This window comes from Cedecea sp. AS113 (genome assembly GCF_037152415.1).
Taxonomy (GTDB): domain Bacteria; phylum Pseudomonadota; class Gammaproteobacteria; order Enterobacterales; family Enterobacteriaceae; genus Cedecea.
The window spans coordinates 74,470-97,387 of the sequence record NZ_JBBCMI010000007.1 but is presented as its reverse complement, the minus strand read 5'-3'; the positions used below and the strand labels follow the sequence as shown (position 1 = coordinate 97,387).

The 22,918-nt window shown below is 57.4% G+C and carries 20 protein-coding genes; 10 read left to right on the top strand and 10 right to left on the bottom strand.

All coding sequences use genetic code 11. From position 1 onward, the window contains the following. Positions 1-121 precede the first annotated feature (121 nt). Entirely contained in the window at positions 122-1,339 is a 1,218-nt protein-coding gene (locus WFN87_RS10490; protein ID WP_008460246.1) for an MFS transporter, read from the bottom strand. Between the two features lie 188 nt (positions 1,340-1,527). Between WFN87_RS10490 and ushA the strand changes: the two genes are divergently transcribed. Next, complete coding sequence (gene ushA, locus WFN87_RS10485; RefSeq protein ID WP_166871867.1) at positions 1,528-3,180, top strand: bifunctional UDP-sugar hydrolase/5'-nucleotidase UshA; 1,653 nt, start codon at positions 1,528-1,530, stop codon at positions 3,178-3,180. A gap of 3 nt (positions 3,181-3,183) precedes the next feature. Here the strand turns inward: ushA and ybaK are convergent, their stop codons facing one another. The 3 genes from ybaK to copA form a co-directional block, all read right to left on the bottom strand. After that, complete coding sequence (gene ybaK, locus WFN87_RS10480; RefSeq protein ID WP_008460244.1) at positions 3,184-3,663, bottom strand: Cys-tRNA(Pro)/Cys-tRNA(Cys) deacylase YbaK; 480 nt, start codon at positions 3,661-3,663, stop codon at positions 3,184-3,186. A gap of 208 nt (positions 3,664-3,871) precedes the next feature. Then, positions 3,872-4,672: a TraB/GumN family protein gene (locus WFN87_RS10475; protein WP_336982034.1), complete on the bottom strand. Its 801-nt coding sequence runs from the start codon at positions 4,670-4,672 to the stop codon at positions 3,872-3,874. 104 nt (positions 4,673-4,776) lie between these two features. Further along, a complete protein-coding gene (copA, locus tag WFN87_RS10470) occupies positions 4,777-7,281 on the bottom strand; it encodes a copper-exporting P-type ATPase CopA (RefSeq protein ID WP_336982036.1) in 2,505 nt (834 codons plus the stop codon). A gap of 107 nt (positions 7,282-7,388) precedes the next feature. On the opposite strand from copA, the gene cueR reads away from it, so the two are divergent. Next, the gene (gene cueR / locus WFN87_RS10465; RefSeq protein ID WP_008460239.1) at positions 7,389-7,799 is read left to right on the top strand and encodes a Cu(I)-responsive transcriptional regulator; all 411 of its coding nucleotides are present in this window, start codon (positions 7,389-7,391) and stop codon (positions 7,797-7,799) included. On the opposite strand, the gene WFN87_RS10460 is transcribed toward cueR, so the two are convergent. Continuing rightward, positions 7,796-8,242, bottom strand: coding sequence for an NfeD family protein (locus WFN87_RS10460; protein ID WP_166990627.1), 447 nt, complete (start codon positions 8,240-8,242; stop codon positions 7,796-7,798). The two genes, cueR and WFN87_RS10460, sit on opposite strands and share 4 nt — an antisense overlap. Next, positions 8,239-9,153, bottom strand: coding sequence for an SPFH domain-containing protein (locus WFN87_RS10455; RefSeq protein ID WP_008460237.1), 915 nt, complete (start codon positions 9,151-9,153; stop codon positions 8,239-8,241). Before WFN87_RS10455 ends, WFN87_RS10460 begins: the two co-directional genes overlap by 4 nt. A 242-nt stretch (positions 9,154-9,395) precedes the next feature. On the opposite strand from WFN87_RS10455, the gene cfa reads away from it, so the two are divergent. After that, positions 9,396-10,547, top strand: coding sequence for a cyclopropane fatty acyl phospholipid synthase (gene cfa / locus WFN87_RS10450; RefSeq protein WP_166862309.1), 1,152 nt, complete (start codon positions 9,396-9,398; stop codon positions 10,545-10,547). A 41-nt stretch (positions 10,548-10,588) separates the two neighbouring features. On the opposite strand, the gene WFN87_RS10445 is transcribed toward cfa, so the two are convergent. The 3 genes from WFN87_RS10445 to tesA form a co-directional block, all read right to left on the bottom strand. Further along, positions 10,589-11,443 (bottom strand): co-chaperone YbbN, encoded by an 855-nt coding sequence (locus WFN87_RS10445; protein ID WP_166990630.1) that lies wholly within the window; start codon positions 11,441-11,443, stop codon positions 10,589-10,591. Between the two features lie 59 nt (positions 11,444-11,502). Beyond that, on the bottom strand, positions 11,503-12,273 hold the full coding sequence (locus WFN87_RS10440) for an SDR family oxidoreductase (protein WP_008460234.1): 771 nt from the start codon (positions 12,271-12,273) through the stop codon (positions 11,503-11,505). 77 nt (positions 12,274-12,350) lie between these two features. Next, a complete protein-coding gene (gene tesA / locus WFN87_RS10435) occupies positions 12,351-12,974 on the bottom strand; it encodes a multifunctional acyl-CoA thioesterase I/protease I/lysophospholipase L1 (protein WP_336982039.1) in 624 nt (207 codons plus the stop codon). Between tesA and ybbA the strand changes: the two genes are divergently transcribed. From ybbA to WFN87_RS10420, 3 genes are all read left to right on the top strand, one after another. Continuing rightward, positions 12,942-13,628: a putative ABC transporter ATP-binding protein YbbA gene (gene ybbA, locus WFN87_RS10430; RefSeq protein ID WP_008460230.1), complete on the top strand. Its 687-nt coding sequence runs from the start codon at positions 12,942-12,944 to the stop codon at positions 13,626-13,628. The genes tesA and ybbA overlap by 33 nt on opposite strands. After that, entirely contained in the window at positions 13,625-16,039 is a 2,415-nt protein-coding gene (gene ybbP, locus WFN87_RS10425) for a putative ABC transporter permease subunit YbbP (protein ID WP_336982041.1), read from the top strand. The genes ybbA and ybbP overlap by 4 nt, the downstream gene beginning before the upstream one ends. A gap of 220 nt (positions 16,040-16,259) precedes the next feature. Further along, positions 16,260-17,411 carry a porin gene (locus tag WFN87_RS10420; RefSeq protein WP_008460227.1) on the top strand — a complete coding sequence of 384 codons (1,152 nt, stop codon included), beginning with the start codon at positions 16,260-16,262 and terminating at the stop codon, positions 17,409-17,411. A 66-nt stretch (positions 17,412-17,477) separates the two neighbouring features. On the opposite strand, the gene WFN87_RS10415 is transcribed toward WFN87_RS10420, so the two are convergent. Continuing rightward, on the bottom strand, positions 17,478-18,491 hold the full coding sequence (locus tag WFN87_RS10415; protein ID WP_336982043.1) for a helix-turn-helix domain-containing protein: 1,014 nt from the start codon (positions 18,489-18,491) through the stop codon (positions 17,478-17,480). 117 nt (positions 18,492-18,608) lie between these two features. On the opposite strand from WFN87_RS10415, the gene WFN87_RS10410 reads away from it, so the two are divergent. The 4 genes from WFN87_RS10410 (at position 18,609) to WFN87_RS10395 (ending at position 22,877) form a co-directional block, all read left to right on the top strand. After that, positions 18,609-20,087 carry an MFS transporter gene (locus WFN87_RS10410; protein ID WP_336982045.1) on the top strand — a complete coding sequence of 493 codons (1,479 nt, stop codon included), beginning with the start codon at positions 18,609-18,611 and terminating at the stop codon, positions 20,085-20,087. Between the two features lie 229 nt (positions 20,088-20,316). After that, positions 20,317-21,153 (top strand): MetQ/NlpA family ABC transporter substrate-binding protein, encoded by an 837-nt coding sequence (locus tag WFN87_RS10405; protein WP_336982047.1) that lies wholly within the window; start codon positions 20,317-20,319, stop codon positions 21,151-21,153. A gap of 55 nt (positions 21,154-21,208) precedes the next feature. Further along, entirely contained in the window at positions 21,209-22,225 is a 1,017-nt protein-coding gene (sfbB, locus tag WFN87_RS10400; RefSeq protein ID WP_336982049.1) for a virulence-associated ABC transporter ATP-binding protein SfbB, read from the top strand. Further along, the gene (locus WFN87_RS10395; protein ID WP_039295917.1) at positions 22,218-22,877 is read left to right on the top strand and encodes a methionine ABC transporter permease; all 660 of its coding nucleotides are present in this window, start codon (positions 22,218-22,220) and stop codon (positions 22,875-22,877) included. The genes sfbB and WFN87_RS10395 overlap by 8 nt, the downstream gene beginning before the upstream one ends. The last annotated feature ends 41 nt before the right edge of the window (positions 22,878-22,918 follow it).

Here is a 22,918-nt window from a genome sequence, read left to right as displayed (position 1 = left end):
ATAAAAAGCGCATTTCGATAAAAAATAGGCTCTGAGTAGCATTTAACTCAGTTATCTGAGGCGACTGCCAGAAGGGTATGGGGACAGGATGCGGCCAAAGCAATACTTTGGCCGCTAAAATCTACGCTTTGTGGCGATTATCGGGCAGGAATATTGTCATAATGCCGAGTAACGGCAAGAAGGCACATATTTTGTAGACCAACTCGATGCTGGTGTGGTCAGCAATTAACCCGAGTACGGCTGCACCCAGGCCGCCCATCCCAAAGGCGAAGCCGAAAAAGAGCCCGGAAACCATACCGATACGGCCAGGAAGCAGTTCCTGAGCATACACCAGGATGGCCGAGAAAGCGGAGGCCAAAATAAAGCCAATGATCACCGTCAGGACGCCCGTCCAGTAAAGTGATGCGTAGGGTAAAACAAGGGTAAATGGCGCGACGCCGAGGATAGAGCCCCAAATTACGTATTTTCTGCCAATTTTATCCCCCACGGGGCCACCAATCACCGTGCCTGCCGCGACGGCAAACAGGAATGCGAACAGGTGAATCTGGGCATTTTGTACGGATAATCCGAATTTTTGCATCAGGTAGAAAGTGAAGTAGCTGCTGATGCTCGCCATATAAAAGTATTTAGAGAAGATCAGCAGCAGTAAAATCGAGACCGCCAGAATCACTTTGTTGCGCGGCAGCGGGTTGACCACCGGCACGGCAGGGCGGCTTTTGGCGATTTTATGCTGAGCGGCGTACCAGCGGCTGATTTGCAGCAGAACCACGATAGCCAGCAGAGCAGCGAGCACGAACCACGCCACGTTACCTTTGCCGTAAGGCGCGATAATAATAGCCGCCAGCAATGGCCCCAGAGAGCTGCCGAAGTTACCGCCCACCTGGAACAGCGACTGCGCAAGCCCGTGACGGCCACCGGACGCCATACGCGCCACGCGTGAGGACTCAGGATGGAATACCGAAGAGCCTGTGCCTACCAGCGCCGCGGCGACCAGAACGGCCGGGAAGCTGCCCGCCAGCGCCAGCAGCACCAGCCCGCAAAGGGTAAAGCACATGCCGATCGGCAATGACCACGGCATCGGGTATTTGTCTGTGTAGTAGCCCACCAGCGGCTGCAGCAGCGATGAAGAGAGCTGGAAGGTCAGGGTGATCATCCCGATTTGCATAAAGCTTAGGGAGAACTCGGCCTGTAGCAGCGGGTAAATAGCCAGAATCAGCGACTGAATCATGTCGTTAAGCAGGTGGGAGAGGCTTATAGCGCCAAGGATCCCAAATGCGGTGCGCGCTTTTTTTTGCTCCGGGGGCGTACCCGGCTGGGTGAGGGTTTGAGAGCTTGCCATAATTACCTATACGAACGGTTATTGTTTTTAGAGCGGGCGGCGCAGGAGATCGCCCGGAAGAAATTCTTACCCTGCTAACATACTCGCGCGGGGGATTTGAAGAAAGTCGCATTTCGGAAAAGATAGCTGTCTATCCTGAACGCTATCTGTTATTTCTGCGCAGTTACATTTTGACATGGAGATTTGCAATGCGGTTTGCTGCGAAAACAATAACCACGGCGCTGCTGGTGGCATTGAGTTTAACCAGCGCTTCAGCGCTGGCCTGGGAAAAAGACAAGACCTATAAAATTACCATTCTTCATACTAACGACCACCATGGTCACTTCTGGCGGAATGAGTATGGAGAATACGGGCTGGCAGCGCAAAAAACGCTGGTAGACAGCGTGCGTAAAGAAGTCGCGGCGGAAGGCGGCAGCGTGCTGCTGTTGTCCGGCGGGGATATCAACACCGGCGTGCCGGAATCAGACCTGCAGGATGCTGAACCGGATTTTCGCGGCATGAGCCTGATTGGCTATGACGCCATGGCCGTCGGCAACCACGAATTCGACAACCCCTTATCCGTGCTGCGCCAGCAGGAAAAATGGGCAAAGTTCCCGCTGCTGTCCGCCAACATTTATCAAAAAAGTACCGGCGAGCGTCTGTTTAAGCCTTATGCGATTTTCAAACCTCAGGGCATTAAGGTGGCGGTTATCGGCCTGACCACCGACGATACGGCTAAAATCGGCAATCCGGAATACTTCACCGACATCGAATTCCGCAAACCTGCGGAGGAAGCCAAACTGGTGATCCAGGAGCTACAGGGCACCGAAAAACCGGACGTGATCATCGCCGCAACCCATATGGGCCACTATGATAACGGCAACCACGGCTCGAATGCGCCGGGCGATGTCGAAATGGCAAGAAGCCTGCCGGAAGGCGCGCTGACGATGATTGTGGGTGGTCACTCACAGGATCCGGTCTGCATGGCGCAGGAAAACCAGAAGCAGAAAGATTATGTGCCGGGCACACCATGCGCGCCGGACAGGCAAAATGGCACCTGGATTGTGCAGGCGCATGAGTGGGGGAAATACGTCGGGCGGGCAGATTTTGAGTTCCGCAACGGCGAGATGAAGCTGGTGCACTATCAGCTGATCCCCATCAACCTGAAAAAGAAAATCACCTACGACAACGGGCAAAGTGAGCGCGTACTTTACACGCCTGAAATCGCCGAAAGCCAGCAGATGCTTTCCCTGCTGACGCCGTTCCAGAACAAAGGCCAGGCCGCGCTGAAGGTGAAAGTAGGCAGCGTGAACGGGCATCTGGAAGGGGACCGCAGCAAAGTGCGCTTTGTGCAGACCAACCTGGCGCGCGTATTGCTGGCGGCACAAATGGCCCGAACCAGCGCGGACTTTGCGGTGATGAGCGGTGGCGGCGTGCGCGATTCTATCGAAGCCGGGAACATTACCTATAAAGATGTGCTCAAGGTGCAGCCGTTCGGCAACACCGTGGTTTATATCGACATGAACGGCAAAGACGTTGAGGAATACCTGACGGCGGTGGCGCAGAAAACGCCGGACTCCGGCGCTTACCCGCAGTTCTCTAACGTCAGCTTCACCTCAACCGGCGGCAAGCTGAGTAACCTGAAAATCAAAGACCAGCCGATTGATCCGGCCAAAACTTACCGCATGGCCACGCTGAGCTTCAACGGCACCGGCGGCGATGGTTACCCGGAAATCGATAAAAAGCCGGGCTACGTCAACACCGGGTTTGTCGATGCGGAAGTCCTGAAGCAGTACATCGAACAGAACTCCCCGCTGGACGTAAATGCTTACCAACCTAAGGGCGAGGTAAGCTGGAACTAAGCGTTAATCGCGGCGGGCGATATCGGCGAAGCTGGCATCCAGCAGTTTCGCCAGATCGCTTGCCGCGAGTTCGATATCCAGCCCGCGCTTGCCGCCGGAAATGTAGATGCTGGCAAACTCCTGTGCCGGAGCATCAATCACCGTTGGCAGGCGTTTTTTCTGCCCCAGCGGGCTAATGCCGCCCACCAGATAACCGGTGATTCGCTGCGCGACCATCGGGTCCGCCATTTCAACCTTCTTCACGCCCAGCGCCTTAGCGACCTTTTTCAGATCAAGCTGCCCGGCAACCGGCGTCACTGCCACGGCGAGGTGTTTCATGTCGCCATTCAGCGCCACCAGCAGCGTTTTATAGACCTGGTCGGCATTTAGCCCCAGCTTACGGACCACTTCGTCACCAAAGTTGGTTTCCAGCGGATCGTGCTCATAGGCATGAATTTGAAAGCTGATTTTGTTCTTTTCGAGGAGTTTTACCGCGGGAGTCATGGTTTCCTTCTTTATTCGTTGTTTTGAAAACGCACAAAATAGTAATCATAGTGATATACTTGACGAGTAATATAGCGCTACATAATAGTGATGGCGTAAACCATCACATTAAGCGACAATTCAGCTTCGGTTGCTTCGGCAGCCGGGATAAACAGAATAATAAATGAAATTCCTCTTTGACGGGCCAATAGAAATATTGGCCATTTTTTTATCCTTTTTTCAGCATTTCTGGCAGGTTACCTTCGCCGTAAAGGTGCAACGCGCCGACCGCAACCACATAGCGCCCGGCGGGCAGCTGTTGCAGAAACGCCTGCCACTGGCGGTTTCGCTGATGCATCAAAACGTCATACAGCGCATCGCCAAAGGTGTTCGGTAGCGCAATATTGCCCTGCTGCGGCGGCGTTTCCAGCCACCAGCCAATCATTATCTGCAGCAGCCGCGCGTTGGTGTGCCAGTGCTCCAGCGTGTCGTTCAGCAGCGGCAGCCCACCGTCAGGCAACCCCTTCAATAATTCTATCTGGCTTTGCGCGCCTTCAAGCTCGGTGACAGGCACGCCGTAGCGCTGTGCAGCTTCCAGCAGCTGATAGTCGATGCCGTAGTCAGGGCGAAGGCCAAGCCGCTGAGCCTGATGTGCCTGTAAAATCAGTGCCACCTGCCAGGCGGGCTGGTGCTCAATGCTGCTCAGTGAAATACCTAACTCGCTGCACAGGCCTAGCACCTGGTGGTAATCGTCTGGAGCCAGACGAGCCTCCAGGTCGATGTCCTCCACTATTTCGCTGAACGGCGAATCGCCAGAGCGGATATCTGCCTCGACGATCAGCGCATCTGCCGCGCGAAGTTTGTCCACCAGGCGTGAGGAAAGCGGAGCCATGTCCCGGGTACCCATATGAATGCTGCCCACGAGGTGCAAATGGCGCTTGCCGGGGAGCGTGATATCAAGGGCAGGCCAGGGATAAGTAGAGGCTGTCAGGCTGGAAAGCAGTGCGCTAAGACGTTGGAACAAACCCATATCGCGATTCCCTGGCTAAAAAGCCATGCTAACGCCCTGGGCTGGAAGGGGAAAGGAAAAAGTCGGCCTTCCGCTCAAAAGGAGAAGGGAAGGCCGCAGAGAGGTTAGTCTTTCGGTTTAAAGCGCAGCAGGCGGTTGGCGTTGCTCACCACGGTGATGGAAGACAGCGCCATCGCGGCACCGGCAACCACCGGATTGAGTAGCGTGCCGGTCAGCGGGTAGAGCACGCCCGCGGCAATCGGAATGCCAAGCGAGTTGTAAACGAACGCCCCCATCAGGTTTTGCTTCATGTTCCGCAGCGTGGCTTTGGAAATAGCCAGCGCATCGGCAACGCCCACCAGGCTGTGACGCATCAGCGTAATGGCGGCGGTTTCAATGGCTACGTCGCTGCCGCCACCCATCGCAATCCCTACCTCGGCCTGAGCCAGCGCCGGGGCATCGTTAATGCCGTCGCCGACCATCGCCACCTGGCGGCCCTGCTGCTGTAACTGCTTGATAGCGTCAGCTTTGCCGTCCGGCAGCACGCCCGCAATCACCTCATCAATGCCGACTTCTTTGGCGATAGCGTTGGCGGTCACCGGGTTATCGCCGGTGAGCATGACCAGGCGGTAGCCGTTACGGTGCAGGCGCTGGAGCGCACTGATGCTGTCGCTACGAAGCGGATCGCGGATGGCTAACAGCGCCATGAGCTGGCCGTCTGCCGCCAGCAGCACCGGGGTTGCGCCCAGACGAGCCTGAGCGTCAATGCTGTCGGCAAGCGGCTGCGTGTCCACGCCCTGCTCATCGAGCAATGCTTTATTGCCCAGCAGCAGTTTATGCCCGTCCACCTCACCGCTGACGCCCAGCCCGCGCAAAGTACGGAACGAGGTCACTTCCGGCAGCGTTGAACTGCCTGCTTTTTCAATAATGGCGCGAGCAAGCGGGTGGCTTGAACCCTGCTCAAGTGCGGCCGCCAGCCGTATCGCTTGCACCTCGTCCACGCCGGCGCGGGTTTCCACGGCGACCACCTGCGGTTTGCCTTCGGTCAGCGTGCCCGTTTTATCAAAGACCACGGTATCCAGCGTGCTGGCGCGCTGCAGGGCATCTGCATCACGAACCAGAACGCCAAATTCGGCGGCACGGCCCACGCCTGAAATAATCGACATCGGCGTGGCAAGGCCCAGGGCGCAAGGGCAGGCGATAATCAGCACCGTGGTGGCAATGACCAGGGTGTAAACAATTTGCGGTGCAGGGCCGACGAAGTACCAGATGGCGGCACTGATCAGCGCGATAGCGACGACGACCGGCACAAACACGGCAGAAATTTTATCGGCAAGCTGGCCGATTTCCGGCTTGCTGCTCTGCGCCTGGCGAACCATGCGGATAATGCGCGACAGCGTGGTGTGGCTGCCGGTGGCGGTGGCGGTGAACAGCACGCTGCCGTCCTGCACTACGGTCCCGGCGTGAATCCCGTCGCCGTTTGATTTTTGCATCGGCACCGGTTCACCGGTCAGCATCGCTTCGTCGAACCAGGCTTCGCCCTGGGTGATTTCCCCGTCAACGGGCACGCGGTCGCCGGTGGTCAGGCGCAGCGTCATTCCGGCGGTGACTTCCGCCAGCGGTAAAGTTTTCTCGCCTTCTTCCGTCACTACTCGCGCGGTCGGCGGCGTTAAGTCCAGCAGGCGTTCAAGTGCTTTAGAAGAGCGCTGACGGGCGCGCAGTTCCAGCATATGGCCGAGATTTATCAGGCCGATGATCATCGCGCTGGCCTCGTAGTAGAGGTGGCGGGCTTCCATCGGGAAGTGCTGCGGCCAGATATTTACGGTAATTGAGTAGAGCCAGGCCGCGCCGGTACCGAGGGCGACGAGCGTATCCATGGTGGCCGAGCGGTTCATCAGGCTGCGCCAGGCGCTACGGTAAAAATGACCGCCGGCAAAGACCATCACCGCAAGGGTAATAATCCCGATGGTCAGCCACAGGGAGCGGTTGCTCTCGGTAACCATCATGTTGTCGCCGATCATGCCCCAGACCATCACCGGGATCCCGACGGCGAGGGCGACAATCGCCTGCCAGCGGAAGCGTTTCATGGCGGCGTTCGCCGTTTCTTGCTGGCGCTCGCGGCGTTTCTGATCGTCTTCAATCGCTTCGGCACCGTAGCCGGCACTTTCCACGGCTTTGATCAGCGATTCTGCGGAGGCGGTGCCCATCACCAGCGCACTACGCTCCGCAAGGTTAACCCGTGCCTGGCTGACGCCCGGTACATTTTGTAAGGCATTTTGCACCCGGGAGACGCAGCTGGCGCAGCTCATACCGCCGATCAGCAACTGCTGGCTGTCATCGTCGGTAGACGCTGCCGGAAGCGAAGGGGCGACCGCTGTCAGTGCTTCCGACGGAGTTGATGACTCTGCCAGCGGTTCAGCCTTTGGGTGGCTGGCGACTTCTGCGCCGTATCCCGCTTGTTGGACAGTTTCCACTAACGCTTCCGGCGTAGCGCTGCCGGTAACGCGGGCGTGGGTTTGGGTGACTTCAGCCTGCTCAACGTCTGCACGCTGCTCGAGGCTCTCTTTGACGCGTTTAACACAATGGCCGCAGGTCAGGCCATCCAGATTCAGATCCACAATGTGTGACATCGCGAGACTCCTGTATGATGGTAAGGTGAAATATTGACCGAAAGGATGATTCGGTTAACTATGAAAGAGGTTAAACCTTCCTTCAAGGGGAAGGTCAAGGAGCAAAAATGAATATTAGCGATGTGGCGAAAAAAACCGGGCTAACCAGCAAGGCGATTCGTTTTTACGAAGAGAAAGGGCTGGTCACGCCGCCGTTTCGCGCCGACAACGGCTACCGCAGCTATACGCAAAAGCATCTCGATGAGCTGACGCTGCTGCGCCAGGCCCGTCAGGTTGGGTTTAATCTGGAAGAGTGCAAAGAGCTGGTGAGCCTGTTTAACGATCCGGCCCGGCACAGCGCGGACGTAAAAGCCCGCACTTTGCAGAAAGTCGCGGATATCGAGCGGCACATTATTGAGCTGCAGAATATGCGCCAGCATTTGCTCACGCTGGCGGAAGCCTGCCCGGGCGATGACAGCGCCGATTGCCCGATCATCGACAATCTTTCCGGCTGCTGCCATCGCCACGAGATAAACTAAACCGCTTTAATTTTGAGCGTTATGCCTTCCACGGCCAGCACCACAACTTCACTGCCCGCCGGGAGATCTTCATCGGCGGTGACTGGCCAGCTGCTGTCGGCCACGCGAACATGTCCCCGGCCATTGACCAGTGCCGCTTCCAGGCGGAAACGGCGGCCAACCAGTTGCTGCCCGCGCTGATTCAGCACTTCACCTGGAATTTGCTGCCTGCGGCTGGACAGCCAGCGCCACCAGAGAAAGGCGGCGACCAGCGTCAGCAGGGCAAAACAAACGCCCTGCGTTTCCCAGCCAAGCGGCAGCAGCCAGACCAGCAGGCCGGTGATCACTGCCGCCACGCCGCTCCACAGCAGATAGCCGCTGGCGCCGAGCATCTCCGCCGCCAGCAGCAGTCCGCCAAGCGCAAGCCAGAAGACGTGTGGGTGCGCGAGAATGCTGTCGATCATTTTTTACGCTCGGTGCCGCTCTGGGCAATAAGTTCGCTGATTCCGGCGATGGAGCCCATCAGGCTGGAGGCATCCAGCGGCATCAGCACCACTTTGCTGTTATTGGCCGACCCGATTTGCTGCAGCGCGTCGGTGTATTTCTGGGCCACGAAGTAGTTCACCGCCTGAATATCCCCTTTGGCGATAGCTTCGGACACCATTTGCGTGGCGCGAGCTTCTGCTTCAGCGCTACGCTCGCGGGCCTCCGCCTCAAGGAAAGCCGACTGACGCTCACCCTCAGCTTTCAGGATCTTCGACTGCTTTTCACCTTCGGCTTTGACGATTTCCGCCTGGCGGATCCCTTCGGCCTCAAGAATATAGGCGCGCTTGGTACGCTCGGCTTTCATCTGGGCGTTCATCGCATCAATCAGCTCAGCCGGTGGGCGCACGTCACGGATTTCGATACGGGTGATTTTAATGCCCCACGGGTTGGTGGCTTCGTCGACGATGTGCAGCAGGCGAGTGTTGATGTTGTCGCGCTGGGACAGCATCTCATCCAGCTCCATCGAGCCGAGCACGGTACGGATGTTGGTCATCGTCAGGTTGATGATCGCCAGCTCAAGGTTGCTGACTTCATAGGCGGCGCGCGGGGCGTCAACCACCTGAATAAAGCACACGGCGTCAATGGCGACGTTGGCGTTGTCTTTGGAAATGACTTCCTGAGAAGGGATGTCGAGCACCTGTTCCATCATGTTGATTTTGCGGCCTACGCGATCCATAAACGGCACCACAAGATTCAGGCCTGGCATCAGGGTTTTGGTGTAGCGGCCAAAGCGTTCGACGGTCCATTGGAAGCCCTGGGGCACGATTTTTACCCCGGCAGCCACAATCACCAGCGCCACGAGAATTAATACGGGGATCACGATAAGCATTAAAAAACCTCCTGTTTGTTTTGCATTCAGTCTAACTGCTTAATTTGAAACATTCAGCAACATCCCTGTACCCGAGAAGAATTAATTGCTGTTTTTATTTTTATTATGCCTAAATGGAATGATTTTCATGGAGTAAGTTCATTTCACGCATGGTGTCAGCAGGCGTAGTATCGAATGCTTCGGCAGCTCGCGCTATCGGGCGGGCGGTATTTGGCAAGAACACTTATCCCGGTGAGGAAGCAATGGGAACAATAATAGCTGAGCAGCATCAGGCGAATAACAACCGCTGGCAGAAAATTGTGGAAGAATTAATTTCACCCATGGCGATTGATATTGACGGCAACGGCCCGGCAGATATTCGGGTGAACAATCCAGACTTCTTCAAGCGAATATTACAGGAAGGTTCTCTCGGCCTGGGTGAAAGTTATATGGATGGCTGGTGGGACTGCGACCGGCTGGACATTTTATTTACCCATATTTTGCGCCACGGCCTGGACAGCAAAATGCCGAAGCATTTCTCCGACCTGCTGCGTATTGCCGGGGCCAGAGTCTTTAATTTGCAGTCTCGCAAACGCGCCTGGATAGTCGGCAAAGAACATTACGATATTGGCAACGATCTGTTTGCCGCGATGCTTGATCCGTATATGCAATATTCCTGCGGCTACTGGAAAGACGCGGAAAATCTGGCAGAGGCGCAGCGTAACAAGCTGCGGATGATCTGCGAAAAACTGCAGCTCAAAGCGGGCATGAAGCTGCTGGATATCGGCTGCGGCTGGGGCGGACTGGCGCAGTATGCGGCGCAGGAATATGGTGTCTCCGTCGTCGGCGTAACTATTTCGGCGGAACAGCAAAAAATGGCCCAGGATCGCTGCCGGGGCCTGGACGTCGAGATCCTGCTGCAGGATTATCGGGACCTCAACAGCAAATTTGATCGCATTGTTTCCGTGGGCATGTTCGAACACGTCGGGCCAAAAAACTACAATACCTATTTTGAAGTTGCAGCCCGCAATTTAAAACCTGATGGCCTGTTCCTGCTGCATACCATTGGGTCGAATGAAACGGATTTGAACGTCGATCCGTGGATCAACAAATACATCTTCCCTAACGGCTGTTTGCCCTCGGTGCGCCACATTGCCAGCGCCAGTGAAAAACATTTTATTATGGAGGACTGGCACAATATCGGGGCCGATTACGACAGAACGCTGATGGCCTGGTACGATAATTTCCTCCGCTGCTGGCCTAATATCTCGCGTAATTATGACGAGCGCTTCAAGAGGATGTTTAGCTATTATTTGAACGCCTGTGCGGGCGCATTTCGCGCGAGGAATATTCAGCTTTGGCAGGTATTGCTGAGCCCTAATGGGGTGGACGGCGGGATCCGCGTTTACCGATAAACAAAAGGCCGGAATATCCGGCCTTTTTTCGTTCTCTCTGCTTAATACATCAACGCATAAATCTGACGGCGGTATTTGGACGCCAGCGCGTCGCCGGTGCCCAGCGCGGCCAGAATCTCCATCATCATTTTGCGTGCCTGGCCGTCGGCGGCACCCAGGTCTTTTTTCAGGTGAGTGTAAAGCAGCTCCAGCGCTTCTTCGTTCCGGCCAACCTGATGCAGCTGCAGCGCGAGCTGGCTGGCGAGCTGGGCGTTGTCCGGCTCGTTTTGAACCTGCTGCTGCAACTGCTGAATTTCCGGCGTGTCGGCGGCCTGTTTCAGCAGTTCAATCTGGGAAACCAGCGCCTGATAGCGGGTGTCCTGGTCCTGCAGAGGCACGGTTTTCAGCACCGCTTCTGCGTCTTCGCTGCGGTTCAGGGCAATCTGCACTTCCGCCAGCAGCAGGCCAATTTCGCTGTTCTGGCCGGACAGCTGCCACGCATCTTTCAGCAGCGGCAGGGCTTCGGCGTGCTTGCCTTCCTGCATCAGCTCTACGGCCTGCTGGGCTTTCAGCTCTTCTTCACGCGGCAGCACTTTGTCGAGCAGGGCGCGAATCGCTTCTTCCGGCTGCGGGCCCTGGAAGCCGTCCACCGGCTGGCCGTTCTGGAACAGATAGACGGTAGGAATGGAGCGCAGGCCAAACTGCGAAGCCACCATTTGCTCGGCGTCGCAGTCAACTTTAGCGAGAATAAACTGGCCGCTGTATTGGGCCGCGAGCTTGTCCAGGATCGGCGTTAACTGCTCGCAATGCTGGCTGCGGGCAGACCAGAAATAAAACAGCACCGGCTTAGCCATGGACTGTTCCAGCGTCTGATGCAGGTTCGCTTCGGTAATGTTAATAATGTTTTCTGCGGACATGGGCGATTCTCTGTTAAGCATTTGTTTTTTTACATGGGGGCTGAGGCCGGGACTTCAACTCAGCTCCGTAAAATTTTGTCCATTACGCACGCTGGCAGCAGGCGGCGGAGCACGGTAATCACGTGAGTTACCACGGTCACCGGGTAGCGCAGCTTCGGCCTTGGGCTTTCAAAAGCATGGCGTACTTTCGCTACCACCGCCTCCGGGCCGAGGGTAAACCGTGCGGCAATCCCCGGATTCTCTACCGGTTTGTCGCTTTGGGTTTGATTGACATTATCGGTAAAGCGGGTGCGGATCGGCCCCGGCTCAATCAGGCTGACTTTAATCCCGCTGTGGCGAAGCTCCATGCGCAGCGCGTCGGACCACGCTTCAAGTGCATATTTACTGGCGGCGTAGGCCCCGCGACCCGGCGTGGAAATCAGCCCCATCACCGAGCTGGTCATCACGATGCGGCCTTCCTGATGAGGCTGCATGGCCGGCAGCAGCAGCATGGTGAGCTGGTGCGTGCCGAAGAAGTTGGTGGAAAATTGTTGCTCAAGCTGTTCGCGGGAAATGGCGTTCAGCGGGCCATACACACCGTAGCCACCGTTATTAAACAGTCCGTACAGGCGGTTGCCGGTGATGGCAATCACTTCGGCGGCGGCGCGTTGGACGCTTTCCGCATCGTCAAGATCGAGCTCAATGCCGGTAAACCCAAGCTGATTCATGCGCTCTACATCGGCTGGTTTGCGGCAGGCGGCGAGAATGTTATAGCCAAGCTTCTGTAGCTCCTGCGCGCTGGCTAAGCCAATCCCGCTGGAGCAGCCTGTAATTAAAACGGATTTTTGCATAACTTTACCCGAAGGGCGCCCCGATTATTTATCAGTCGTGTTTAACTATCTCGTTGTATCCGACGCGGCTGCGCCGGTTATTTAGAGAGTAACGGAGTCAGCCGCGTCGCCATCCAGTCGGCGATAAACGGCTGAGCATCCCGATTAGGGTGAATGCCGTCATCCTGCATCCATTGCGGTTTCAGATATACCTCCTCCATAAAGAACGGGAGCAGGGGAATATCAAACGCTTTGGCAAGCTGCGGATAAATAGCGCTAAACGCCTCATTATAGCGGCGTCCGTAGTTGGCGGGCAGGCGAATTTGCATCAGCATCGGCTGCGCACCGGCAGCCTTCACGTCGGTGATAACCTGGTTGAGGGTTTTTTCTACCGCCTGAGGCTGGAACCCACGCAGGCCGTCGTTGCCGCCAAGCTCCACTAAAACCCAGCGGGGCTGGTGCTGTTTTAACAGCGCCGGCAGGCGAGCCAGGCCCTGCGCCGCGGTATCGCCGCTGATGCTCGCATTCACGACTTTTGTACCCTGCGGCTGCCATTTGGCACCCAGCAGGGCGGGCCAGGCGCTGGTGGCCGCCATACGGTAACCGGCGCTCAGGCTATCGCCTAAAATCAATAGCGTGTCCGCCGCGGCGGCGCGGAAAGTCATCAAAGCCAGAAACAGGAAGGGCAAATGCCAGCGGAAAACATTGTTGAAGTTCATCATCTTAGTAAGTCCGTGGGTCAGGGTGAACACGAGCTTTCCATCCTTACCGGAGTTGAGCTGGTTGTCAAACCGGCCGAAACCATCGCCCTGATTGGCGAGTCAGGATCGGGCAAGTCCACGCTGTTGGCGATTCTGGCCGGGCTTGATGACGGCACGGACGGCGAAGTCCACCTTTGCGGGCAGCCGCTGCACAGCATGGATGAAGAGGCCCGGGCGGCGCTGCGCGCGAAGAACGTTGGCTTTGTGTTTCAGTCCTTTATGCTGGTGCCCACCCTTAATGCTCTGGAAAACGTGGAACTTCCTTCGCTGCTGCGCGGCGAAAACAGTTCGGCCAGCCGGGCGCAGGCTAAAGCGCTGCTGGAACAGCTGGGCTTAGGCAAACGCCTCGATCACCTGCCAGCTCAGCTATCTGGCGGGGAGCAGCAGCGCGTGGCGCTGGCTCGCGCGTTTAACGGCAAGCCGGGCGTGCTGTTTGCCGATGAGCCCACCGGCAACCTCGACAGGCAAACCGGCGATCGCATTGCCGACCTGCTGTTTTCCCTCAACCGTGATTTCGCCACCACGCTGATCCTCGTCACCCACGACGAACAGCTGGCGGCACGCTGCGATCGCCGCCTGCGGCTGCGCGAAGGCAAACTGTGGGAGGAAGCATGATAGCCCGCTGGTTCTGGCGCGAGTGGCGCTCTCCCTCGCTGCTGATTGTCTGGCTGGCGCTTAGTCTGGCGGTGGCCTGCGTGCTGGCGCTGGGCAGCATCAGCGACAGAATGGAAAAAGGGCTCAGCCAGCAAAGCCGCGAATACATGGCGGGCGACCGGACGTTGCGCAGCGCCCGCGCCGTACCGGACGAGTGGCTGACTCAGGCGCAAAGCGACGGCTTAAAGGTCGGCAAACAGCTGAGCTTCGCCACCATGACCTTTGCCGGGGACACGCCGCAGCTTGCCGATGTGAAAGCGGTCGACGGCGTGTATCCGATGTACGGGGAACTGGAAACCAGCCCGCCGGGCCTGAAGCCTGAGCCAGGCACCGCACTGCTTGCCCCGCGCCTGCTGGCTTTGCTTAACCTGAAAGTGGGCGACAACATTGACGTGGGCGACGCCACGCTGCGTATTGTCGGGCAGGTGATTCAGGAGCCGGACGCCGGATTTAACCCGTTCCAGATTGCGCCGCGCCTGATGATGAACCTGGCCGACGTCGAGAAAACCGGGGCGGTGCAGCCCGGCAGCCGTATTAGCTGGCGCTACAAGTTTGGTGGTAACCCGCAGCAGCTGCTGCAGTATGAAAACTACCTGCTGCCTAAGCTCAAGCCGGAGCAGCGCTGGATCGGCATGGAGCAGGACGAAGGCGCGCTGGGCAAATCCCTGGAGCGTTCGCAGCAGTTCCTGCTGCTTTCTGCGCTGCTGACGCTGCTGCTGGCCGTGGCGGCGATTGCCGTGGCGATGAGCCATTACTGCCGCAGCCGTTACGACCTGGTAGCAATCCTGAAAACGTTGGGGGCGGGCAGGGCGGCGCTCCGGAAGCTGATTATCGGCCAGTGGCTGATGGTGCTGGTGCTCTCGGCTATTGCCGGAGGCGCCGTCGGCTTGCTGTTCGAAGCCGCGCTGATGCAACTATTGAAGCCGGTGCTGCCTGCCGCGCTGCCGCCAGCGAGCCTGTGGCCGTGGGTGTGGGCTATCGGCGCGATGGTCACAATCTCCGTGCTGGTGGGGCTGCGCCCGTACCGGCTGTTATTGGCCACTCAGCCATTGCGTGTGCTACGCCGTGACGCCGTGGCCAACGTCTGGCCACTGAAAATTTATTTGCCGGTCATCAGCGTAGTGGTGGTGGTGCTGCTCGCGTTGCTAATGGGCGGCAGTTCGCTGCTGTGGGCGGTGCTGGCGGGCACGCTGGTGCTGGCGGCGCTGTGCGGCCTCGTTGGCTGGGGCGTCCTGAAGCTGCTGAAAAAGCTGACGCTGAAAAACCTGGCCCTGCGCCTGGCGGTTAACCGCCTGCTGCGCCAGCCGTGGGCGACGCTCAGCCAGCTGGCGGCGTTCTCGCTGTCGTTTATGCTGTTGGCATTGCTGTTAGTGCTGCGGGGGGATTTGCTGGACAGATGGCAGCAGCAGCTGCCGCCGGAAAGCCCGAACTACTTCCTGGTGAACATTGCGCCGGAGCAGGTTCAGCCGGTGAAAACCTTCCTTGCCGACCATCAGGTGATCCCGGAGTCGTTCTATCCCATTGTACGGGCGCGCATGACGGCGATTAACGGCCAGTCCACCGAAGGCAACCCGGATGAGGCGCTGAACCGCGAGCTGAATCTGACCTGGCAGAGCCAGAAGCCGGATCATAACCCTATCCTGGCGGGAAGCTGGCCGCCGAAGGCCGGGGAAGTGTCGATGGACGACGGCGTGGCGAAACGCCTGAACATTAAACTCGGCGACAGCGTGACCTTTATGGGGGATACCCAGGACTTCACCGCGAAGGTGACTAGCCTGCGCAAAGTGGACTGGGAAAGCCTGCGGCCAAACTTCTACTTTATCTTCCCGCCGGGCGCGCTGGACGGGCAGCCGCAGAGCTGGCTCACCAGCTTCCGCTGGGAGGGGAATAACGGCCTGCTGACCCAGCTTAACCGCGAATTCCCGACCGTCAGCCTGCTGGATATAGGGGCTATCCTGAAACAAATCGGCCAGGTGCTGGAGCAGGTCAGCCGCGCGCTTGAGGTGATGGTGGTGCTGGTGACCGCCTGCGGTCTGCTGCTGTTGCTGGCTCAGGTACAGGTGGGTATGCGCCAGCGTCATCAGGAGCTGGTGGTTTACCGCACGCTGGGCGCGGGTAAAAAGCTGCTCAGAACCACGCTGTGGTGCGAGTTTGCCGTGCTGGGGCTGGTGTCCGGTCTGGTAGCGGCCATCGGCGCGGAAACGGCGCTGGGCGTACTGCAAACGCACGTGTTCGACTTCCCGTGGGAGCCAGATTTGCGTCTGTGGATCGTACTGCCGGTCACCGGGGCGGTATTGCTGTCGCTTTGCGGCGGCTGGCTGGGCGTTCGTTTGCTGAAAGGGAAGGCGCTGTTCCGCCAGTTTGTCGTCTGAGGAGGCCGGGCAGGGATGCCAGGCTACCGCTATAAACTTTGTTATATTTCGCTATTTATTGCGTTAGAACATATTTTCTGCATTTATTGGTGTTTTTTTAATATCTATTAAGAAAAGACTGATGGATAACCGCACGAATTAATAAAAATCCCTCAGAAATCGGACTTAATAAGCGTTAATATGCCCCCGCTTATAATAAATACGTTTACCAGGGATCCACATGAAAGCAAATTTGCGCGCTTTACCATTACTGATTGGGGCCGGCCTGCTTGCAGGTATGGCATCTTTCGCTGCTAACGCAGAAATCACTGTCCTGAAGCAAGATCCGCAGGCCGGTAACCCGCTCAGCCGCCTCAATTTCACCGTGGGCGGCAGTATTCGTCCACAGTTTAATATGATGTCCGGCGACGGCGATAAAGGCTCTTACAAACGTAATGGCTTTGATGGCGGCACCCGTTTCCGCTTCGCGGCCGATTATTATCTGTTCGATGATATTAGCTGGATCAGCTATTACGAGCTGGGCGTGAATATTCCGGCGGTCTTCGAGTGGGACAACCACTATGCAGAAGGCGCGAACAATACTACTCGCCGTATGCTGTACACCGGTCTGAAAAGCAAAACCTGGGGTCAGCTGACCTACGGCCAGCAAAACAGCATCTACTATGATGTGGTTGGCGCGAAAACCGATATCTGGGACTACGACATGATCGGTCAGGCTCCAGGTAACGGCATGAACGGCGACTACGACGGTTCTTACCGTTCCCGCAACATGCTGAAGTACAAAAACACCTTCGGCGATGCGGACGTGTACGCTTCTTACCTGTTTGAAGATCACGACATCCGTGCCACCAACGGCATGCGCTACAAGCGTAAAGGCGGCGGCTCTCTGGGCGTGGATTACCACATCACCAAAGACCTGACCTGGGGTACCGCATGGAACTACACCCGTGCCGACATGCGTAACCCGACCGACGGCGACAGCAAGTCTTACAACCAGAACATCTACGGTACGGCGCTGAGCTGGAAACCGGACAACTGGACGTTTAGCTTCGGCGGCGGCTGGTACCAGAACTTCCTGACCACCAAGCTGAAAGACGTGAACAACTACTTCTCCGGCGACGCGTGGGGCATCGAGTACTTCGCGGGTTACACCATCCCGGTTGGCCAGTACGCGGTGAAATCCGTACAGCCATACTTCATGGGTGACCGTCTGCAGTACGTGACCGGCCGCAGCTACCAGCGCATCGACAACGGTGTGGGCGTGAGCTTCAAGCTGGATTACGGCTTCCAGGTGGACTACGAGCACGTCTTCACCTCCAGCACCGACAACCTGGGCGACATGAACCTGGTTCGTCTGCGCTACGATTTCTAATCGTGCCTCTGGCGGGTGGCAGCCTTGCTGCCCGCCTCATTCAGCGTTTCCTGCCTTATTTTTTATCTATCCAGAAACGGGTAAGCATGTTCGGGCCCTGAAGGCTTTGCGCCACTCTGTGGGCGTGGTTTTGAAACGCAGCCTGAAGTGATGCCGGAGTGTTTCCGCTGAGCCGAATCCAGACTGCTCTGCCACCTGGTCAATGCTGATTTTCTCGCTTTCCAGCAGCGCACAAGCCTTTTCCAGCCGGAGGCTGAGCATCCACTCGCCCGGCGTGGTGCCGGTGGCATCTTTGAACCGGCGGATGAAGGTGCGGCGGCTCATGCCCGCTTGCCTGGCTAACTGCTCAATCACCAGGGGCGCATTGAGATGGTGGCGCAAGTCGTCCAGCAACGGCGCCAGACTTTTGGTGCTGCGTTTAGGAACGGGCTGTTGGACCCACTGTGCCTGATTGCCTTCCCGTAACGGGGGCGTAATCATGCGCTGCGCAGTCCGGTTGGCGATTTCAATCCCGTAATCACGACGGATAAGATGCAGGCAGAGATCGACCCCGGCGGCACCGCCTGCGGAGGTGATCAGGCTGCCCTCATCGACGTAGATCATGCTGTGCTCCACCTGTACCGCAGGGAACCTGTTCGCGAGGATCTCGGTGCTGTTCCAGTGGGCGGTGGCTCGCTTGCCGTCCAGTAATCCTGTTTCGCAGAGAATAAAACTGCCGGCGCAAATCGACACTATGCGGGAACCGTTTTGATGGGCGCGTTGTAAGGCGGCAATCAGCGGCTCCGGGGCCGGTTCAAAAACATTTCGCCAGCCGGGGATGATAATGGTTCCTGCGTCTTCCAGCAGCTCCAGCCCGCCATCCACCACTAAACGCACGCCGCCCTGAGCGTCAAAAACGCCGTTCTCTAACGACGCGACGCGCAGGTCATAGAGAGGCTGGCCGAGCACTTCGTCCACGCGGCCAAAAGCTTCGACGGCAATCCCAAACTCAAAAGTGCAGAGACACTGATAGGCCAGCACAACCAGCCGTCGATTTTTCGGTCTAAAAGTGCGGTCTTGATCTGGGGAGATGCCCGGCATGGTTGTCCTGTCTCTAAAAATGGCACGATCTTGACGATATCTGACCTGAGCGTCGATTTCTACTCCACCCCGAATCTTTCATGCTGGCACCTTCTTAACGTTTGGCAGGAAATCAGTATGAAAAATCTCTTAGCGTTGATGGCGGTCTGCTTAGCTGCGTTGATGTCGGGCCTGGAAATATCCAGCGTCCCGGTTATCCTGCCGGTGCTGGAAAAGCAGATGCAGGCTAATTTCCGTGAACTGCAATGGATCATGAATGCTTACACCCTCTCCTGCACCGCGGTGCTGATGGCCACGGGGACGCTGGCGGATAAATATGGCCGCAAGCGTATTTTTATTATCAGCATTATTGGGTTTGGCCTGACGTCGATCCTCTGTGGCCTGTCCCGGACGCCGGAATGGCTTATTGTGGGGCGCTTTTTGCAGGGACTGAGCGGCGGGGCGATGTTAACCAGCCTGATTGCCATCCTGTCGGTTCAGTTTCCGGCAGGAAAAGCGCGCAGCCGGGCGTTTTCCGCCTGGGGGATCACGTTTGGTTTTGGACTGGGATTTGGCCCCGTCATCGGCGGCGTGCTGGAGGCGTGGTTTGGCTGGCAATGGGTATTTCTGATCCACGGCGTTATTGCGCTGCTCACCCTGGCCCTGACGCTGAAAAATGTCGTCGAGTCGCGGGAAAATACCACGAAACCGCTGGATGTCGCTGGCCTGATGACGTTGAGCGTGGGCGTGGTGGGGGCGACGTGGCTCATCACCCAGGGCGGGAGCATCGGCTGGACCAGCCGTGAAGCCCAGTTCATCTTGCTGGGCACGTTTATCAGCCTGGCGCTGTTCGTCATTATTGAGTTACGCCACCCGCATCCTATGTTTGATTTCTCCGTCTTCCGGATCAGACCTTTCTCCGGCGCGCTGATGGGATCTGTGGGGATGAATTTCAGCTTCTGGCCGCTGATGATTTATCTGCCGGTTTATTACCAGATTGGGAAGGGTTACAGCATTATGGAGACCGGCATGGCGCTGCTGGCCTACACTTTGCCCACGCTATTAATGCCGCCGGTCGGTGAAAAACTCGTGCTGCGCTTTGGGGCCGCACGCATCATCCCGCTGGGGCTGCTTGCTATCGGCCTGGGATTTGTGCTGATGAGGCTGGGCGTTATCTATCACGTCAGTTTACTGCCCGGCGCAATACTCTCGGGCATGGCGCTGGGGTTAATCAATACCCCGGTCACCAACACCACCACCGGCTCCGTGGGCGCTAACCGCGTGGGCATGGCTTCCGGGATTGATATCAGTTCACGCCTAATTACCCTCGCCGTTAATATTGCGTTAATGGGGAGCCTGCTGGTGGCGGGGATAGCCGAAAGCTTACAGAGCCATATCGACAGCGTGAGCGAAAGATATGCCCTGGCCGAACAAATAGCCGGCGGCACCAGAGCCATGCTCAGCAGCGACATGATTGTTCAGGCGCTGAATAACGGTTTTTCCGGCGTGCTGGCCTACGGCGCTGTGGGCGTGGGCTGTTTGTCGCTGGCGAGTTATTTGCTGTTCAATGTCAAAACAAACGTTAAGCGCAAAAGGGCGGAATCCTGCGCGGATTAAGCTCATCTCAATGCAAAGCGGGTTTTCCGCTTTGCTTGGTTGTTATTCGCAAAAGCCCTGTTCATGCCCGCCGCGCCTTCTCCTGCGAGCAAGATGAAATATTTTCAATTAACCCTGTTAACGGAATGTGCCATCTTATTCTGTCCAGTTGGATCAACAACTTAGTAAGCGGCCCGTGAAAGAGGCTCGCCTCAGGACACCACACATCATTCTGTAAGGGAGAATACCCATGGGAAATCATTTCGGCTGGCGCGTGGCGACCGGCGCTTTACTTCTGGCCAGCGGTCTGCAGTTTGCTCAGGCCAACAGCGACCCGCACACCATCGTCTTCGGCGTAGCGCCGGGGCCATACGGCGACATGGTCAAACAGGCCATCGCCCCGCCGTTAAAAGAGAAAGGCTATAAAGTCGTGGTGCGTGAGTTCAGCGACTACGTGCAGCCCAACATGGCGCTGGCCAACGGCAGCATCGACGCCAACCTGTTCCAGCACTCGCTGTACTTCGACAAATTCACCGCCGACAAAAACCTCAAGCTGGCGAAGCTGATTACCGTGCCAACCGCCGGGATGGGCATTTATTCCCATAAAGTCAAAAGCCTGGACGAGCTGAAGCAGGGCGACATTGTCACCCTGTCTAACGACCCGACCAACCTGGCCCGTGGGCTGCGTTTCCTGCAGTCGATGCAGCTTATCACCATCAAAGAGAACATTGACCCGACTAAAGCCTCCGAGCGCGACATCGCCACCAACCCGAAAGGCCTGGTGTTTAAATCGCTGGAAGCCGCACAGCTGCCGCGCACGCTGGACAGCGCCAGCGCTGCGCTGGTCAACGGTAACTTTGCCATTGCCGCCGGGCTAAAACTCTCTTCCGCGCTGAAACAGGAACACCTGGACGAGAACCTCAAAAACATCATCGCGGTGCGTGCCGAAGATGCGGATAAACCGTTCGCCAAAGACATCGTGGAGACCGTGAAATCCCCGGCCTACGAAAAAGCGATCGACGATCCGCAGAATATTTTCAACGCCTTCCAGAAACCGGACTGGATGGTTGCCGCGGATAAAAAGTAATAGAGCAAAGCGGGCAGGCGGGATGCCTGCCTTTTGTCGCTGATTTGAGGTTGTCATGATTGAGATTGAAAAGGTCTGCGTGGACTTCCCCACGGGCCGTAGCCAGACCAGCCGTGCGGTGAACGATGTTTCGCTGCGCATTGGCGCGGGGGAGATTTTTGGCATTGTCGGCACCAGCGGAGCCGGGAAAAGTACCTTATTACGTACTCTGAACGCGCTCCAGTGCCCGAGTGAGGGCTGCGTAAAAATCGGTGGGACCGAGATCACCGCGCTGCAAGGGGCCGAGCTGCGCAAAGCGCGTCAGCGTATCGGCATGATTTTCCAGCACTTCAATTTGATGCACACCCGGACGGTCAGGCAGAACGTGGCGTTCAGCCTCAAAGCCGCAGGCTGGGAACGCAGTAAAATCGGCCCGCGCGTGGCCGAAATTCTTGAGCTGGTGGGCCTGGCCGACAAAGCGAACCGCTACCCGGTGCAGCTGAGCGGCGGGCAGAAACAGCGCGTGGGCATTGCGCGCGCCATCGCGAACCACCCGGATGTTTTACTCTGTGATGAACCGACCTCCGCCCTGGATCTGGAAACGTCGGCCACCATTCTGGCGCTGTTGAAGAAAATCAACCAGCAACTGGGGATCACCATCGTGCTGATCACCCACGAGATGAACGTGATCAAGACGATTTGCGACCGTGTGGCGGTGATGTCCGGCGGGGAAGTGGTGGAGTCCGGCGAGGTGTTCGACATCTTCGCGCATCCGCAGCATGAATTTACCCGCCAGCTGGTGTCCCACACGCTGAACCTGACGCTGCCGGTGCGCCTGCTGGACAACATGCGCGGCGCGCTGCTGAAAATCATGTTCGTCGGTGACTCGGCTGAACAGCCGGTGCTCTCCTTCGCGGCGGTGAAATACGGTGTGGCGGTGAACATTCTGCACGGCAAGATTGAGTACATCAGCGACCGCGCGCTGGGCATTCTGGTGGTGGCGATCACCGCGCCCGGCAACCCGGCGGCGGTAGGGGATGCCATCGACCATATTCGGAAACATACGGCCTGTGTGGAGGTGCTGAATGGATGATTTAGTCGCGGACCTGACGATTGCCTTTGGCGAAACCTTCCAGATGCTGGGTATTTCCACGCTGCTGGCGATTATCGGCGGCCTGCCGCTGGGCTTTTTGATCTTCGTGACCGACCGCAATCTGTTCTGGCAGAACCGCTCGCTGAACATCATCAGCTCGGTTCTGGTGAACATTGTGCGCTCGGTGCCGTTCGTCATTCTGCTGGTGCTTCTGTTGCCGCTGACGCAGTTCCTGCTCGGCAACACCATTGGGCCGATTGCGGCTTCTGTGCCGTTATCGGTGGCGGCGATTGCGTTTTACGCCCGCCTGGTGGACGGCGCGCTGCGGGAAGTGGACAAAGGTATTATTGAGGCCGCGGAGGCCTTTGGTGCCAGCCCGATGCGCATCATCTGCACCGTGCTGCTGCCGGAAGCCAGCGCCGGTTTGCTGCGCGGCTTAACCATAACCCTGGTCAGCCTGATCGGTTACTCGGCAATGGCGGGGATTGTCGGCGGCGGCGGCGTGGGCGACCTCGCGATCCGCTTCGGCTATTACCGCTACGAAACCCAGGTCATGGTGGTCACGGTCGTGGCGCTGATTGTGCTGGTGCAGATCGTGCAAATGTTTGGCGACTATCTCGCCAAACGCGCGGACAAGCGCGACAGGCATTAACCTTCTTCTGGCCGGGCATTCGCTCGGCCTGTTTTCTGCCT